Raw genomic sequence first — 17,013 nt, 5'->3', positions numbered from 1 at the left:
GTTTGGGTTATTAGTTTCTAGATATCCTTAAAATATCAAGATCTCGTTTTGTTTGTTCCAATTCGTTTCTGGTTTGCTCTAAAACTTCTTTATACTCTGCAATACGTGTTTTAGCATCGTCCAAACTGTGCAATTCATTTTTTGTAGCCTGTAGGTCTACAAGAGTTTCAATTATGCCGGCATACATGTTATAGCGGTAGGTAGAATCTTTTCGCGGAATAGAACTTTGTAAGTCAGCAAGTCTACTATGAATTAATGTATTCGTGAATGGTAAATTTTGCCCAGGTGTATCTAAAGAATCTATCATAGCCTGCACACCACTAACTTCTACAGCAAACTCCCTTTGGTAAGACATTTCTCTTTCAATATTTTTAGCACGTTCTTTTAGTAAAGCATTTTCCTTTTGAGGTATACTAAAATTAAAAAAAACAGCCATAACCACAGTTGTTGTAGTTAATAAGAATAAGAGTAAAAACTTGATAAAACTAGATCTTCGTTCCTTTATATTTTTAGGTTTCATGTTGGGTTTTATTTTAATTGTTTAATTATAAATATTTAATTATTCCATAAAAAAGCGTCTACGTTTTTTTACTTGTTCTTCAACAATAACATCTTCTTTTACAAAAATGTTAGAGTCAGATTTCTTTCCTATATATTCTAATTCGTTTAACTTCTTAAACAAAGAGGACATTAAAGCTGTAAATCCAGATACTTTTTGAAGCGCCACATTAATATCGTTATGCAAATATTCGAGGCTAATCATATCATCTAAAACATTTTCAAAAGCTCCTTGATTTACATCACACCAATCTGTAAGGTAGTTTAGTAAGTTCTCTTTTCCCGTTCCTACATGCAAATCCAAACTTCCTTTAATGGTTCTCGCCAAACTAACAAGCTTTATAATCATTTCAACAGGGGAAGCATATTTATCATTAATGCGATAAGTTGTTATCACAGCTCTTAGATAAGTTAGCACATCGTTAGATAATGCTAGAACCATTTTGGCTAAATCATTGGCTTGTTTCTTTTGATAAATTTTTTGAATCACTTGTGTACAATAAAGTTCCATGCCATTAAAAAAAGTATCTACTTCTAAAAATGCATATCGCAAATCGGGATGACTTTGCACAGAGGTACATGGCGGAATAAAATCTTCAATTAATCGAGCATGATCTCCATCTGTATACACCTTACCAATTGTTACACTATTCAACCCAACTTCTTGATTATTTATTTCGCTTTCGGACACTAATGAAATTTGATACGCACCAATGACAAATGGCTTTCTAACGGGCTCCTCTTCCGGATTTGAATAACCTATAGGAATCCGTTTAAAGGGGTTTACCGATAGTACAATATACCATGTCTTATTTTCAACATTGAGCGCAAATTTATTTTTAATGATGTGTCCAGATTGTTCTAAGAAAGTATTAATCTCATCATTAATAATTATCTGATAACCTCCTAAGGTAACAGCTAAACATTTACTTACGGTAATCAACAAACTTTCTGGGCCGTCCATAGAAATAGACAACTTTACTGGTAACTCTCGATCTCCTGGACTAGGCAATAACCCATAATTATTTTGATGCACATAATTGCTATGCATCACCATTAATTGTTGCATCATAGAATCTTCAAAATCAATAAAATGATCCTTATTGATTTTCATGCCATCTACCCAATTTAATCTATGTTTAAACTCCATCATCAAAGAATTTTTCTATTATACTCTAGGTTAATATTTTCAATACAGTTAGAGCCTTCATTCCTAAAAATAGTTATTCGTTTTATTCGTATGTTCTTCCCTCTAATTTTCTGACAAAAAACTAAAAACGTGGTGTTTTTTCCATTTACAACTATTGACTTATTAATATTTCCACAGAAATAAACTTCCAATTCCTTCTCTGTAATCTTTTCATCTGAAACTTTTATAAGTTCCACTTCAAAATCTGATTCACTAATAAAAGGGATTTCTTTCTTCTTCTTTTCCTCCGTTTTTTCAACCTCTGGTTCATAAGGGATATCCCAACCTATTTCCCTTTGTTCAGGCCTAATACGTTCTAAGGGTTGCTCTTCAATTGCTTCAGCATAAACTCTTATACGCTGTTTAGCCATATGATTGACATCTCCATTAACTACTAACGTAATCGTTTTTAAACCGAAATCCGTGTAAGTATATTCAGCCGTTTTCGTAATCGCATTAGCATTTGCTGTTTCACCAAAACGCCATTCCCAACTATAAGCTCCTGGGGTGCTATCGCTTAGAATCAATTTTTGCCCCACCGTAATGCTATCTGGCACGATAAGTTTTGGAATTTTATTTGGATTTAAAACAAACTTTTTTTCTTTAATAATTACTGTCTGAGTTGTTTCACAACTGTTATTTACTTTAAGCTTAACTTCATATTTCCCAGGTTTCGAATACACATGTAAAGCCTCTCTTTTATTAGAAACTGCTGAACTATCTCCAAAATGCCATTGCCAACTTTCGCTATGTTCGGTGAGGTCAGTAAACTTTACCAATTCACCTACTCGATACGCTCTAGCATTTACATCTATTACAATTTGTTCACACGGAAAATCTGTAAAAACTCTATATGCTAAGACCGTTCCTGATGCTAGAAAAACAGATAAAAAAAGCACAATGACATTCTTATCTAGATATTTTATTATAGTTTCATTACTATTCTTATTCATTTTTTTATTTGCTATTAAGACGCTTTATTTATAATTTTATAAGGAAAAATATTTACAGATTGTTTTTTTAAAACAGCTAATAAATTTTCATTTAGATAATCCCATTCATAGGTTTTCAATGAGTTATGTTCACTTGGCGTAAGAATAATTTCAATACATTGCAACACACCTTTGTTTACAGATAAATCTGTAGTAAACCCTTTTTTTATTTCAATAGATTTGATATTATCTGTGTACAACTCATAACAAAGTGCTTTTAAATCTTCCTCTGTAACAATTCGGTTTTTTGTTAAAGTAATACGTCTATAAGCTTGCAGGCGCTGCTCCATAGAAAGACTATTACTGCCACCAAAAACAGGCCTTATTAAATAACTGCTTTTAGGTTTTAAATGAGAACCTTTATAAATCTCAAGGCTTCTTCCTGACTTTATATGATTCGCTTCTTCCCCATTAGTCGTCCAGTACACAACTTTAACATTCTCATTGCTCGTAAAGGGGTTTAAGTAAATGTAATTCGTATAAACACCATCATTAACCACTTCATTAAGCTTCTTTTCTATGGAGGCAATGGTTTGATTTAAAGTATTTAAGTTATTCTGTAGAAATTCGTGATTAAAAAAAGTAAAGGCTGCACTTTCGTCCTTAAGTAATTCTAACAAATGCACGATATAAGCCTGAGCTTTTCTAGAGTCTAGTTTACCTACGTTGTCACTTCTTAAAAAATAACTTCCTAGATAACCATCTGTAGCATTGGCACCATCATTTTTATAGATTTGTCCTGAAGTGTTTTCAATGGTCTGTACATCAAAAAACGGATCTTCAGAAAGAATTGGAATAATGTCAATGAAGTTACGCATTTGATAAGTAAAATGATTCCTTTTTCTATTCAATACAGGGAAAGCATTAATTGTGCAATACAATTGTTCTAATGATTTTGAACTAATTATACTTGAAAATTGTACTTTAATCCACAAAATATTTTTTACTAAAAACGCCTCTTGACCTTCTACCTCTAACTCTTCTAATTCAGGGTATTTAGGGAAATCGTAAATTGTATTATCCAACTTTAAAGTGACAAAATGCTTTTGATAATACTGATTAACTTCGGCACTTAGCAAATTAGACTTACTTGAAACCCCATCAATAATATGATCTAATTCGGCACAATTAACAGTATCACTATTATGATAACCATTAATGGTTTTTATTTTTTTATCTCCTATATACCATGAAGCATTATGCAGGTGATGATAAAAAAGCTCACTATTAGATACCCCTAAATGTTCAAAATAAAATGAAATATCATTCAAATTAATTTGTTTTTGATCACTTTCAATCCCTAGAAATAGTGTAGTCTGATTAGAATCAAATTTTGCTTTTAAAATACTCGTTAAGTCCTTTGATTTTCGATTAGAAAAAGTAATTAATTTATCACCGGTAATCACATACTTTAATCTGGCATCTAGCAGATTCATTTCTTGTGTTGGCGTAAAAAACACATCTTTAGCACCTTCGGTATTATTCGCGGAAGTATTCTTTTTTTTATAATATAATTGATGTTCTGGGGTAATAATACTTTTCGGTTCTACCGATTCACAATACGCAATCGCATGGGCTGGTTTTACATCGAAAGTTGATAAAGGCGTCATTAATTGTATAAGACGCTCGGTAATTCTATTTTGAGAATCATTAATATCTCCAGAAAGCTTTTCGATCTCAGAAGCACAAGCAGAAAGCAATAATGAAATTATAGGATCGAATGAATCTGAGACTTCATTAACAGGAATATCCCAAAGGCTAGCAGCCTTTTTCATCATACGATTCTTAATGTCCTCCTTAGTGTTATAACTCATAACTTTTAATACGATAATGGAGCGATGAAAAAATGTTCTCTATAACTAAAAGCTTCATTGATTTTTTTTATAACACCTTTAACTGATATATATACACCCTTTTTAATTCTACTTTTTTCACGCCTAAGATTGATTTCCTCCTGTTCAATATGGACTTCAAATTCAAGATTTGAAAGTCGTGTTTCATATGTTTTTAATGATTTTATAAGTGATTCTGACACAATTGCCCGTAACTTATTATCCGATCCTATATTATTGAAGTCCACATCCCAGATTGCACTTCCAAAAGAAGTATCGAAGTGACATTCTCCAAAACGAGTCGTCATAATCAAATGAATATAATTGGCTATAGATACCTCAATATTTACTTTTTCAATCGACCTATTTTGAATTAACGCCGTAGCATTTAGAGGTAACTTATAATACTTATGTTGCATTTCTATTTAAAAAAAGTGATATTTTTAGAGTTCGTTATTTTTATAAAACATAAACCAAAAAAGCTCCCTAAATTATTTATAGGCAGCTTTTTATGTTTTATAACCTAAACTTTATTGTTCAGCATAATCGGTATCCCATTCTGCGCCTTCATCACCTTTTTGACCATCCATAGAAATAAGGAAGTTTTTTGCTGGAAAATATGGTTTTAAACGGATGTCAACATGAATTTTATCCTTTTGAACTTGATCTTGTTCAAATCGTTTAATATCAAAATTTTCAATAAGTTTATCTGGTCCTGTAACACCATCTAAAAATTTCACAATCTGCTTTAAAATTTCATTTCTAGTTTTAGTATTGAAGTTTTCAAAAGCACGACGATTTAAAAAATCCATTAAGACTTTAGAAATGTAATCAAACACCCGAACTACAGAGTACGTTTGTAACCCAATATTATCTCCGTTAAATAACGTCTTGGCAGAAAAGGCCATTACCTTACCATATTCGTTAACCATTGGTACTAATCCTAGATTTTCCAAAATGGCGATCTCACTCTTTTTTAAGTCAAAACTTACTGCCTCCACTTCACTTAATCCACCATGTTTTTTACCTGCGGTAACCTGAGACATCAACGTTTTATACATCGTTCCTGCTAAAGCACCTGAAGGTGGAACAAAAAGATCTTCCTCTTCACCTAATTCAACTTCCTTTTGCCTACCAACTAACCAATTACAAGTCATAATCGTATTAGAAAGATAAGCATCTCCACTCGCCAAATTGGCACTTTCAAAAAGCTCCATAACGTCATCTGGCTCATCTAGGTGCGCAAAATCGGTAACCATGGTTACTTTATTGGCATGTGCCATTTTAGCCCATTTATCAACTACAGATTTGCTCCCTAAGTATCCCGGAACTACCAATAGTGCATAATTATCTCTTAAATCTAAACGGTCATAACTAGATACAATTTCCTCTCGGATGTAATCAAAAAATCGCGTGTTATCCAAATCAGCTAATTGCTCCAATTCAGCATTAACAATCGTTGCGTTTTTTATTGCCGATTCATCTGTGTTTTTATAAAATAAGGCTACCGAACGGTAGGATCCTTCCAATTCTCTTGTTTCATTTAATGCAATTTTTAAATTCTTTTTTAAAACCTGCTTCGCATGGATTTCCTTTTCATTCGTTTTTTCAACAAGATCTATTAAATCTCCGTCGGAACTTAAGGTCTCTTTCCATAGTTTTAAAACCTTTAGCAACTCGTTACGTTCTTGTTTTTTATTATTCTCTGTTAGAAAAATTTTACGACGTGCTTTACGCTCAGGATTTAAATTTTGAATATCATCAATTGCAGACTCTAAAAGATCAAATCCGCCAAATTTAGCTAATGCATCAGATTTCTCTAATATCTGCTCTGCATAAGGTTTTTCAAGTAAACCTTGCTGACTATTTTCTATTTGTGCCATAACTTGTATTTCTTTATTTAGAAGCGCTTAACTCTTCGATTAACAATTCCAAAGTACTTATTAATCCTGCTTTTGAAGTTTCATCTTGCAAAGCCTGTTTTAAAACTTTATTGGTTTTAAGTTGCTTAATAATCTTGTTGTATTGCTCACCTTCTATCTCAAGTCCTTTTAAAAAGTCACTATTTTCAGTAATGCCTTTCTTTCCAAAATCACCTAAATGATTAAACTTGGTTACTTCATTAATTGTCCCACCTTCTTTATCTTCATAAGCGATGTTCAACTCTGGCTTAAAATGTTCAAAAACAGCTTCTACAGTTCTTAAACCTTCAACAGCGACGGGTTTAATTGGTGTATTCGGTGTTAATTTCCCAGCTATAAGCGTTCTGTTTTGTGGAATTTCATTTAATGCTTCACTTGCATCAATATCTGTTACATTACCACCAAGTCCTACTTTATTGGATGCCATAATTATATATTTAAAATTTATTTTTTTACCTCGCCAAAACGGCTTCATGTTTTATATAAAAAAGAACAAAAAGAGCATGCATGAAAACCATGAACACCCCCTTTTTGTAAAATCATTTCCATAGACTTTTAAAAGGTCTAATCACTGAAATTAAACAGGCCACTCATTTTCATGAATACCTCCTCCGCTAGATAGTACTTTAGCAGAAATTGTAAACGTTTGAGTTAGTGGATTGCTTCCGTTTGCATCGAAATCTTCTCTGTAGTACGTTAAATACCCTTCTTCAAAATTGATTTCTTTTAGTTTAGCGTCAGTGTCTCTTTTTGTAAATTCAATTGAGCCATCTCTACGCTCAAAACTACTGCATTGCCATTCGAATAATTCGGTTCCTCCGGTTGATTCAATAACAACTTTAACTTCACCGCCTCTAGTTACAGAAGATGGTCTACCTGTTGCATCAGTTTCTTGCTTAAGCGCATAACTACAACTTAATACGTTGTACTCATTTCCGCCTACTTTTAACTTTGTTTTAAAAGCCATAATAACTTGTTTTTGTGGTAAATAATACCTGATTAAATATATATAACGGCATAAAAGCCAGCTACAAAACTATAAAAAATAACAAGTTTTGCAAGAATTTTATTTCACAAATTGTAAATAAAAACCTAACTCTTTGACTTTCAATTAGTAAGAAAAACATTTCGTTAGTAAGAATAAATAGTTATAATTTTAAATGATAATTCTTACAATTTAATATTACATTTGGCAAATTTTAATTTTTTAATTCATCCTTTTTCAGATGAAACCAATCATTTACATACATGTCAGAACTCGATAAAATCATCCATATTGCCACGCAAATTGCTAAAGAATACCAGCATGAAAGCTATGGACCTGTTCACATAATAAAGGCACTACTACACAAGGATTTCCCGATTTTTAGGTCGTTATTTAACCACGACGTTGACGTTTACTTTATTGAAGAATGGAGCTGTGTCCATTTGGAAAATTACCCCAAACGATCCAGCGTTAGCCATGCCATTTCAGCTGATAATCAAGCGCAAGCAGTATTAGAAGAAGCCGAAGACTTAAACTTAACTCTTACTACTGAATACAAACCACACCTAAGTATTTTTATTGCAGCCATAACACCAGGTGTAGGTTTTAGTTTTGACCAACTAAAATCCTTACCCGTTACACACACACAAGTAATTACACTTTTTAATCAAAACTCAACATCGAACCAGAAGAATAAATCAGAAATTGAAGCAACAACGCGCACTAACAATCTAACTAATTATACTAGAAATTTGGTTTTAGATGCTTCGGAAGGTGCTTATGATGTTATTATTGGACGTGATCGTGAAATAAAACAAGTTTCAGAAATTCTAAACAGAAAATCGAAACCGCATGTTATTATTTTAGGAGAATCGGGTGTTGGAAAAACAGCTTTTATAAAATGCTTTGCTGCTGCAATACACAACAAAAAAATTGTAGATAGCTTAAAAAACGCTAAGCTTTTCGAAATTAATACCGCAGCATTGTTATCAGCCGCTGCTTATAAAGGGGAGATTGAAGACCGTTTAGTAAGCATATTTAAAGATTCTAGACAATACGAAAAACCCATAATTTTTATTGATGATTTCCATACCCTTTTAGAAGATAAATCCACTATTAAAAGTATTGCCAATACAATTAAATCGGAACTTAACACTGGCGGAATCACACTTATCACGGCAACAACTTCCGAAAACTACAGAAAACTCATTGCTATAGACGAGGCTCTAGAACGACGCATGGAAAAAGTTAATATTGAAGAGCCCGATGATGCACTAGCGTTTAGAATGATAAAAAACCATGCTGAAATTTATACGAAGCACCATGAGCTTAACATTTCTGATCATGCCATAAAAGAAATTATACGTTTAGCAAAACGTTATTTAAAAGAGAAATGCCTCCCCGACTCTGCCATAGACTTAATCGATAGAACCATGTCGGCTGTTAAGGTTTCTAAACAATCTCTTCCTAAGGAAATTAGTGCTTTACAATTAGAATTTGAAGAAATACAAAAAAGGTATTCGGATAATACTGAGGCAAATGATTTGGAAGCTCTTGATGCGTTTTACCTCAACCTCAACCATAAAATTAGTGCCATTATATTGGATCAATATTTAGAGGAAGACTACAAAAAACATAAAACTTCGAAGGCAAAGACAGCTTATATCATATCTGTATTAGAAAAAATTCAGGAGCATTCAGAAAAAGACATCACAGCGATCACAGAAAGTGATCTTGCAGCCATGGTTTCAATTATAACAGGAATTCCTGCTGGAAAAGTACAAACTCAAGAAAAAGAGCGCTTACTTGACATGGAAGCTATTTTAAGAAAACGGGTTATTGGTCAAGATTCTGCTATAAAAACCATTGCTGATGCTATTGTTGAATCTAGATCTGGATTATCAAAGCCTGGACAACCTATAGGCTCATTCTTTTTTTCTGGCCCTACGGGAACAGGTAAAACAGAACTCGCGAAATCCTTAGCTGAATTTTTATTTAACGATGAAAATGCCATCATTCGTTTTGATATGTCTGAATTTAAGGAAGAACATTCTGCAGCTCTTTTATACGGTGCTCCTCCAGGGTATGTAGGTTATGAAGAAGGTGGTGTTTTGGTGAATAAGATTCGTCAAAAACCTTATTCGATTGTCCTTTTTGATGAAATTGAAAAAGCGCATCAATCAGTTTTTGATGTTTTTCTACAAATTTTAGATGAAGGTAAACTTCATGATCGTTTAGGCAAAGTTGGTGATTTTGCTAATGCAGTTATTTTATTCACTTCCAACATTGGTTCCGATTTTATATCCAAAAGCATGGAGAAAGGTGAAGTACCAACGTCAAATCAGCTCACTGAAATCATGGCCAATTATTTCCGTCCGGAGTTTTTAGGACGTATTACCGAAATCGTTCCCTTCGCTCCTATCTCTGAAAATAATGCCGTATCCATTTTTAATTTACACCTGCAAAAAGAACTACTTAATACAGCAGAACAGTTGGGTATTACCATCAATATTGATAATGACACCAGAAAATACTTGGCATTAAATGGTTTTTCTCCTGTCTACGGAGTACGACCACTAAAAGGTGTGATTCGCAATCAGTTAAAAAGACCATTAGCTAAAATGATTATTTCAGATACCATAAAACCACCACAAGTTGTGGAAGTAAGATTAGAAGATGATCTGATCGCCTTTAATCCTCAGGTTTAGTTTCAAATTAATAACAAACCAAAATACATCATAAAATTTACGAATGACAAGATTTTTTTACACCCTTTTATTTATGGGCATTTTTTGCTCAAGCTGGTCACAAGAAGCTTCAATAAAAGGTAATATTATTGATAATACCACTAAAAAACCAGTAGTTAATGCCCTTGTATATATTGAGGATACCACTACTAATCAAAAAACTAACGAACTCGGAGAATTTATATTAGAAGAAAATGTGCCATTAGGTAAAATAACAGTCGTCATAGAAATGCTGGGTTACTCTTCACGAAAATTTGATATAGAAATACTGGAAGGTAAACAAGCTTCTGTGAAAAACATAAAATTATACCCTAGAAAAAAGCCAAAAGCAGAAAAAGAAAATTTAAAACTAACAGGAACCTCTCTCACTGGAATTATTACGCATAAACAAACAAGAGCTGTTATTTCAGATGCCAGAGTGAGTATAGTGGATGCCTACATGACTACTAAAACTGATGAAAATGGCAGGTTCGTTTTTAATGGTCAAGTTCCTGACGGGCCTATCGTATTAAAAATATCTAAGGATGGATATACCTCTAAAAAATACTATGTATTTATTAGTTCAGGAAAAATTGCAAACATAGACGGCATAACTTTAGGTAATGATCTTTACGATATAGAAAATCAACAAATAAACACTTTTGCAGAGGATCAATTGTTCGATGGTAATGCAACTATAACGAACAATGCTACTTTTTACCAATCCTCAAATTCAACCTTCTTAAGAACAGCGTCTTATCAATTCAGTTCTGCTTTCTTTAAAGCACGAGGACAAGATTTTTCGGAAGGAGATGTCCTAATTAACGGTATCACTTATAACAGTCCGTTAAGCGGTTCGGCAGATTGGAATGGTATTGGGGGACTCGATGAAATATTTCAAGATAACGATTTAAGCTACGGTTTAGAAGCTTCTAACTACAGTTTAGGTGGTAACCTGGGAAGCTTAAACATGAATACGAGAGCTTCAGCACAAAGACAAGGCGGTAAAATTGCATACTTATCATCTAACAGACGTTATTCACACGGCATTCAAGCCACTTACGCTACCGGAGTGTCTCCTAAAGGCTTTTCACTAGCCGTTTCAGCATCAAAAAGAACTGCTTTTAATGAGGGTTATTTTGACGGAACACCTTATGATTCTAACTCATTTCTAATAAGTGCAGAAAAACAAATAAACAGCAGCAACGCTATTAATTTTACAGGCTTTTTTAATAGCACCAGTCGCAGCGGAAGATCTGCAAATACTAACGAAGTATTTCATCTAAAAGATCACAAATACAACAGTTACTGGGGCGAATTAAATGATGACATTACAAATTCTACAAAGCAGAAGATCTCTCAGCCTTATTTAATGTTGAACCACTATCTTAATGTTGGTGCCCGTGTTAAAGTACAAACGAATATCTCCTATAATTTTGGCACTAATTCAAGAAGTAGTATTGATTTTCTAGGCGCTAGTATCGATGGATCCAATCAAATTACACCTTCTAATGGAGAAAACCCCGACCCCAGTTTTTATACAAAACTTCCTAGTTTTTTCTTAGCCGATGAAAACAATCCGGATTATGAAGGCGCTGTTTTGGCTCAACAAGCATTCCAACAAGATGGACAAATTAACTGGATTGAACTATTTCAATATAACATAAATAGTGGTTTAAACACCTCAACTTACGCCCTATATGATGAGGTCGTTAAACATTCCAATTTCAATATCAATTCGATCGCTGATATAAGAATAAACAGCTTAATAAACTTAAATGCCGCTTTTGGGTATTCTAGTTACGTTACCAATCAATACGCGCAAATGGATAACCTATTAGGAGGATCAGGTTATTTGGATGTTAATACTAGTGACGGAACAGGAGATGCGATACAATCCGATTTATTGAATCCAAATAGAATTGTTCAAGCCAATGAAACTTTTAGATATCATTATGAATTAAACCGAAGAGCCTTTAATGCTTTTATTCAAGCCCGTTACAAATATGAACAATTTGATGCTTTTTTAGGCGCAGATATCACCCATTCTAACAACTATAGAGTGGGCAAATATCAAAATGGGAGATCTCCATATTTATCCTACGGAAAAGGAAACACTTACACGTTTTTAGATTACAATTTCAAAGGAGGTTTAAGTGTCAAATTAAATCCGAAACACAGCATTGGCCTTCGTGCATTATACGGCAACAACGCACCTATGCTAAACCACATGTTTTTAAATGCTAGGGAAAGTGATAACCCCCGAGATCTTCATGGCATATCAACAGTATCAGATTTAATCCAAGCTCCTGAACTTATTGAAATTGATCAATCTAGTAACTTTTCTTCCGAATTAAAATACACATACAACGGTGCTAAATTCAACGCCCAGGTAGCAGGTTATTTAAATACTCAATCAGGTGGTATTTCTAATAAAACTTTTGCAGGAAATAGCATTAATAACGAAGCCTCCTCAACCATTCAAGAAGTACTAACAAATATAGATAAAAGATATATGGGCATAGAAATAGGTGCTTCATACCCCATTCTTAAATCACTCAAATTAAAAACTGCCGTGGCTATGGGTAATTTTATATATACAAATAACCCAGAACTACATTATATCATTTCAGGGAGTGGAGTACTTGATTTAGGTGAGGCTTTTTTACAAGACTATCATGTGTCTAGCACACCAACTCAGGTATTTTCTCTTGGTTTTGAATACAGAGATGAAGACCATTGGTGGTTTGAAGTGATGGGAAATTATTTCGCCGATAACTACCTTGATGTTAACCCATATCTAAGAACACGTGACTTCTTCTTAGATACAAACGATGCTATTTTCTCTAATTACAATCCGGAGTATGCTGCTTATATATTAAAACAAAACACCATAGAAAACTACCTCACCATAAATCTTTTTGGTGGAAAATATTGGAAAATTAAAGAAAACCAAATTGGGTTTAAGGCTGGAGTAAACAATGCCTTAGGTCAAAATCATAACATCGCAGGGTTTGAAACCAAAGGTCAATTAAAATACGACACCCTTTTAGAAGATGCTAAACGCCAACAACCTTTATACGGAAATCGCTTCTGGAAAGGGTACGGCGCTACTTATTTTGTAAACATATATTATAGATTTTAAATAAAAAAAACAATGAAAAACAACCTATTAAAACCAATTATTGCCCTTTTTATTATCATTACAACCGTTATTTCATGTGCGGATGACGATATTTCAATCCCCGATCTAGACATTGAAAATGAAGAGACTATTGACGAAGATACTGATGAAGATGTTGATGACGAGGAAAACAAAGAAGAAATTACAAACTTTACGGTTACCGATCTATCAGAAATCGAGGGTTTTTATACCGAAGATGTCATCGCTTTTGCTGAAACGACGTTATTACCTGAACAATTAATGACTTCGGGATTTGTGATCTCTAGTGATTATGATAGAAATATAAATCATCAAATATACATTCAAGATAAAGCCAATGAACCTACCCGTGGTGTTGTTATCGATGTGGATGTTGATGACATTTATCGTACCCTAAGTGTTGGTCAAGAGGTACAAGTTAAACTAAACGGTCTTGGCATGCAAAAAATAGGAAACACCATTCATATTGGAACTTATGATCAAGCTAGCCAGTCAATAACCCCTATTTCTAGTGAAAATTTTGAAGATTTTATTATTGCTACACAAAATATTCAAAGCATTGTACCAAAACTGCTAACTATCGAGCAAATACAACAAGGAACGCTTCCAACAATTTTAGTAACTTTAGAAAACATCCAATTAAGAGAAGACCTATTAGAGAGTACTTATGCTGGTACAGATAACACAATTAGTGTTGATGGCACCCATGTTATTAAAGCCTTAACCGATTGTGACACTGGACTTTCAATTGACTTACAAAATAGTACCAGTTCAAACTTTAATTCTAGAGTATTTCCTGAAGGACAAGGTAGTATAACAGCCATTCTGTCTTCAAACACTTTAGTGATTAGAGATCGTGATGATATTGTGTTTGATGGACCTCGATGTGTAATCGAAGAAGCGGTTTTAGCACCAGGTGTCCTACTTTCTGAAGATTTTCAAAACGTTAACAACATTGACGATGTATTTGTTCTAAACCAATGGGAAAACATCAATATATCCAACCCTGAGCTGCTACTCTTTTGGAAGGCACAAATAACTGATGATAATATTTTTGCCGAAATAGAACAAGGTGGTCCAAGCTCAATCTATGATGCTTGGTTAATTACTGAAGCCATTACAATTGATCAAACGCGTACATTAAAATTAGCTTTCGACATTAACGTTAATAAACACAACAGTGATAACCTAAAACTATTTATAATTGATGATGTTACAGGACAAACTATTAATTTTGATGAAGCCAATGAAATTGAAGATGTAGTGCCTTTAAATGAAACTAACGGTTTTATTCCCATAGAAACTACCATCACGATTCCACAAGATTTAGAGCATTTCAGAATAGGTTTTAGATATAAGAAAGGTAGTACTGCCGCTACTACAGAATATCAAATTGATAATATCTTAGTAACAGAAGATCCTATTCAGTAATACTATGAAAATCAAACCTCCTATCTGTTTAGATTAGGAGGTTTTTTTCTTTTTGGAAAGATTATAAGCTAATAAATTAAAGTGCATTATTTTAAGCTAGTATGAGTGTACATGCAAAATTAATAATAGACAGAAAAGAAGTAAACATTCTTTGGTTTAACTTCGGATTTAACCAACAAGCAGACCGTAGTGGCAGACCTTCACAGAAACCAGTTTTCATAGGTTTAAGCCTTAAAATCGAAACAAGAAAAGATTTAGAACTCGCCGATTGGTCATTTGCACCTAACCAACCGAAACAAATAGAAATACATATCTACCCTATTATTTTAGGCGGAAAAACTCGTAAACTTTATTTTTACGATTGCCATCTAGTTAATTGGAAAAATGCCTTTTCTTCAAGCGGCTCAGAACCCATGGCTGAAACTTTAGAAATTACAAGTGCTGGTGTTGAAGCTTCTTCCTCTGAAGGGGTTTATTCTGCGACTTGGAGAGAGACATTTTTACGTCCCGAAGTTGAACCTACTCTTTTAAATAATACAGAAGAACCAATTCCAAAAATTATTGATTTTTATACCACAAATAAGCAAGGGAATAGGGTTCAAAAATATAATATTGGAGACATTATCAATGTCATTATAAAATCAGAAAACAAGATAGGTGACATTATTAAGATCAACTTAAAAGATAAAATAAAAGATTTCAAATATCAAGGTGTACTTCTAGAAAACGACTCAATGGATTATAAAATAGAGAGTAATGACGAAACCATTGAATTAGAAGTTGTAAAGCAAAATTAAATCATGAAAAACACTTTAGAACTCGTTGAAAACAATGAGGTTGTAGCGACTACAACTTTTGAAATTATAGATGTTAAATCTAGTGTGTGGCTAGATTCAATAGATAAAGTACAGAAACAAGAAGACGGAAGTACAAAAACAGCATTTTATGGTGAAAACTTAAAGATCGTGGTTGAAACTGAAGGCATAGACGATGAGACTGAGCTTGAAATAGAGGTTTTTGCTAAAAATGATGAAGGAGCAACTGTTGATATTAAGGATGATAACGAAGAAACTATCAAAATAACAGCAAAAACAGCTTCAAACAAAACGACGTTTGAGCACTTCTATGTAAATCCAAAATGGTTTGATAAAGAAGCGCCGCTCACCTACTTTTTTAATCTTAAAATGAAAGATGAAAACACTATTATTAAAGAAAATTTGCCTGCTGAAACTGAAGACCAATTAAAGCCTATAGGATTTGGAAAACCAGACGAATTTAAAATTGATAAAGAGAAAGGCTATTTATTAGAGAAAAATGAAAATGGAAAAAAAATCGCTTATACCAGTGGAGAACGATTAGATATCTTAAAATATCAAAAATGGTTTGAAGATGATTCTGAAGAGTTAGATTTTTCTGATAAAAAACAAATAGATAGTTATTTTAATAGCGTATACCTAACTTACCTCTTCAAATGGTCTATAAGAGGAGAATTTGGAAATGAAAAAAACAGAAAAAGAATAATTGCGGCTTTTGAAAAAGCAGGAAATAAATATAACATCCCTCCTTCTGTATTATATACCTATGCTGTTGGAGAAGGTATGAATGCAACCTGTAGTCAAGGCTCTAGTACAAACTTAGATGCTAAAGTAGATTCTTTTATAGCTTTTGGATTAGATTTTTTTGAGAAGCAAGTTGTTACTCTAAGAAACAAAGGCTATTTGGATAATACATTTAACTCTGCTGGAACCATCGTGAAAGAAACAAACGGTTTCACTATACCAACACCTTTTAATGGTAAATATGCCATAACGAGATTTCCAGATGGCTCTACTAGAACTCGAAGTGAGGATGCTGATAACGAAAAAATAATTAATGTTTACCCTGTTATTTTTAAAAACATGGATGCTGCGATAGAAGGAGCTTGTGCTATATATGCCAATGCTTTTGATTATACCGCCAAAAGTGCTCAGAATATAGGTTGGGGCAAATTAACCCTTAACCAACAGGTGTTTTTCGGTTATATTAAAATACAAAAAACCAGCGAACAAGGAAATGCAGAAATTAACCGGTATAGAAAAAAATCTAATGCTAATTTTTTAGATGAGGATTATACTGATTCTGATAATGACTTAAATCTCATCAAAAACAAATGTTATCATAGATGGGTAGCTTGGCGTTATATTTTATTAGGCAAACATTTTACAAAATAAATCAT

General features: G+C 33.2%; 13 protein-coding genes. 5 read left to right on the top strand and 8 right to left on the bottom strand.

What is annotated here, in order from left to right; translation table 11 throughout:
* Positions 1–10: 10 nt before the first annotated feature.
* The 8 genes from tssO to tssD (Q4566_RS15060) all read right to left on the bottom strand — a co-directional run bounded on the left by tssO (position 11) and on the right by tssD (Q4566_RS15060) (position 7,460).
* Positions 11–520, bottom strand: coding sequence for a type VI secretion system TssO (tssO, locus tag Q4566_RS15095; protein ID WP_303423006.1), 510 nt, complete (start codon positions 518–520; stop codon positions 11–13).
* Between the two features lie 39 nt (positions 521–559).
* The gene (locus tag Q4566_RS15090) at positions 560–1,711 is read right to left on the bottom strand and encodes a hypothetical protein (protein WP_303423003.1); all 1,152 of its coding nucleotides are present in this window, start codon (positions 1,709–1,711) and stop codon (positions 560–562) included.
* Positions 1,711–2,700, bottom strand: a complete 990-nt coding sequence (locus Q4566_RS15085; RefSeq protein WP_303423000.1) for a PKD domain-containing protein — start codon at positions 2,698–2,700, stop codon at positions 1,711–1,713. Before Q4566_RS15085 ends, Q4566_RS15090 begins: the two co-directional genes overlap by 1 nt.
* A 14-nt stretch (positions 2,701–2,714) precedes the next feature.
* Positions 2,715–4,553 carry a type VI secretion system baseplate subunit TssF gene (locus Q4566_RS15080; RefSeq protein WP_303422996.1) on the bottom strand — a complete coding sequence of 613 codons (1,839 nt, stop codon included), beginning with the start codon at positions 4,551–4,553 and terminating at the stop codon, positions 2,715–2,717.
* A 5-nt stretch (positions 4,554–4,558) separates the two neighbouring features.
* Entirely contained in the window at positions 4,559–4,990 is a 432-nt protein-coding gene (locus Q4566_RS15075) for a GPW/gp25 family protein (protein ID WP_303422993.1), read from the bottom strand.
* A gap of 111 nt (positions 4,991–5,101) precedes the next feature.
* A complete protein-coding gene (locus Q4566_RS15070) occupies positions 5,102–6,454 on the bottom strand; it encodes a DUF5458 family protein (RefSeq protein WP_303422990.1) in 1,353 nt (450 codons plus the stop codon).
* A gap of 13 nt (positions 6,455–6,467) precedes the next feature.
* Positions 6,468–6,920: a hypothetical protein gene (locus Q4566_RS15065; protein WP_303422988.1), complete on the bottom strand. Its 453-nt coding sequence runs from the start codon at positions 6,918–6,920 to the stop codon at positions 6,468–6,470.
* 150 nt (positions 6,921–7,070) lie between these two features.
* Positions 7,071–7,460 (bottom strand): type VI secretion system tube protein TssD, encoded by a 390-nt coding sequence (tssD, locus tag Q4566_RS15060; RefSeq protein ID WP_303422986.1) that lies wholly within the window; start codon positions 7,458–7,460, stop codon positions 7,071–7,073.
* A 281-nt stretch (positions 7,461–7,741) separates the two neighbouring features.
* Here tssD (Q4566_RS15060) and Q4566_RS15055 point away from each other — a divergent pair, with 281 nt between their 5' ends.
* The 5 genes from Q4566_RS15055 to Q4566_RS15035 all read left to right on the top strand — a co-directional run bounded on the left by Q4566_RS15055 (position 7,742) and on the right by Q4566_RS15035 (position 17,008).
* On the top strand, positions 7,742–10,186 hold the full coding sequence (locus tag Q4566_RS15055) for an AAA family ATPase (protein ID WP_303422983.1): 2,445 nt from the start codon (positions 7,742–7,744) through the stop codon (positions 10,184–10,186).
* A gap of 43 nt (positions 10,187–10,229) precedes the next feature.
* A complete protein-coding gene (locus Q4566_RS15050; RefSeq protein WP_303422980.1) occupies positions 10,230–13,349 on the top strand; it encodes a carboxypeptidase regulatory-like domain-containing protein in 3,120 nt (1,039 codons plus the stop codon).
* Between the two features lie 12 nt (positions 13,350–13,361).
* On the top strand, positions 13,362–14,798 hold the full coding sequence (locus Q4566_RS15045) for a DUF5689 domain-containing protein (RefSeq protein ID WP_303422977.1): 1,437 nt from the start codon (positions 13,362–13,364) through the stop codon (positions 14,796–14,798).
* 101 nt (positions 14,799–14,899) lie between these two features.
* Positions 14,900–15,595: a type VI secretion system tube protein TssD gene (gene tssD / locus Q4566_RS15040; protein WP_303422974.1), complete on the top strand. Its 696-nt coding sequence runs from the start codon at positions 14,900–14,902 to the stop codon at positions 15,593–15,595.
* Positions 15,596–15,598: 3 nt separating this feature from the next.
* Complete coding sequence (locus Q4566_RS15035) at positions 15,599–17,008, top strand: hypothetical protein (RefSeq protein WP_303422971.1); 1,410 nt, start codon at positions 15,599–15,601, stop codon at positions 17,006–17,008.
* Positions 17,009–17,013 lie beyond the last annotated feature (5 nt).

This window comes from Tamlana sp. 2_MG-2023, from assembly GCF_030548465.1.
GTDB lineage: Bacteria > Bacteroidota > Bacteroidia > Flavobacteriales > Flavobacteriaceae > Pseudotamlana.
Note: the sequence above shows the minus strand (reverse complement) of the source record. Positions and strands in the feature narration are given on the sequence as shown.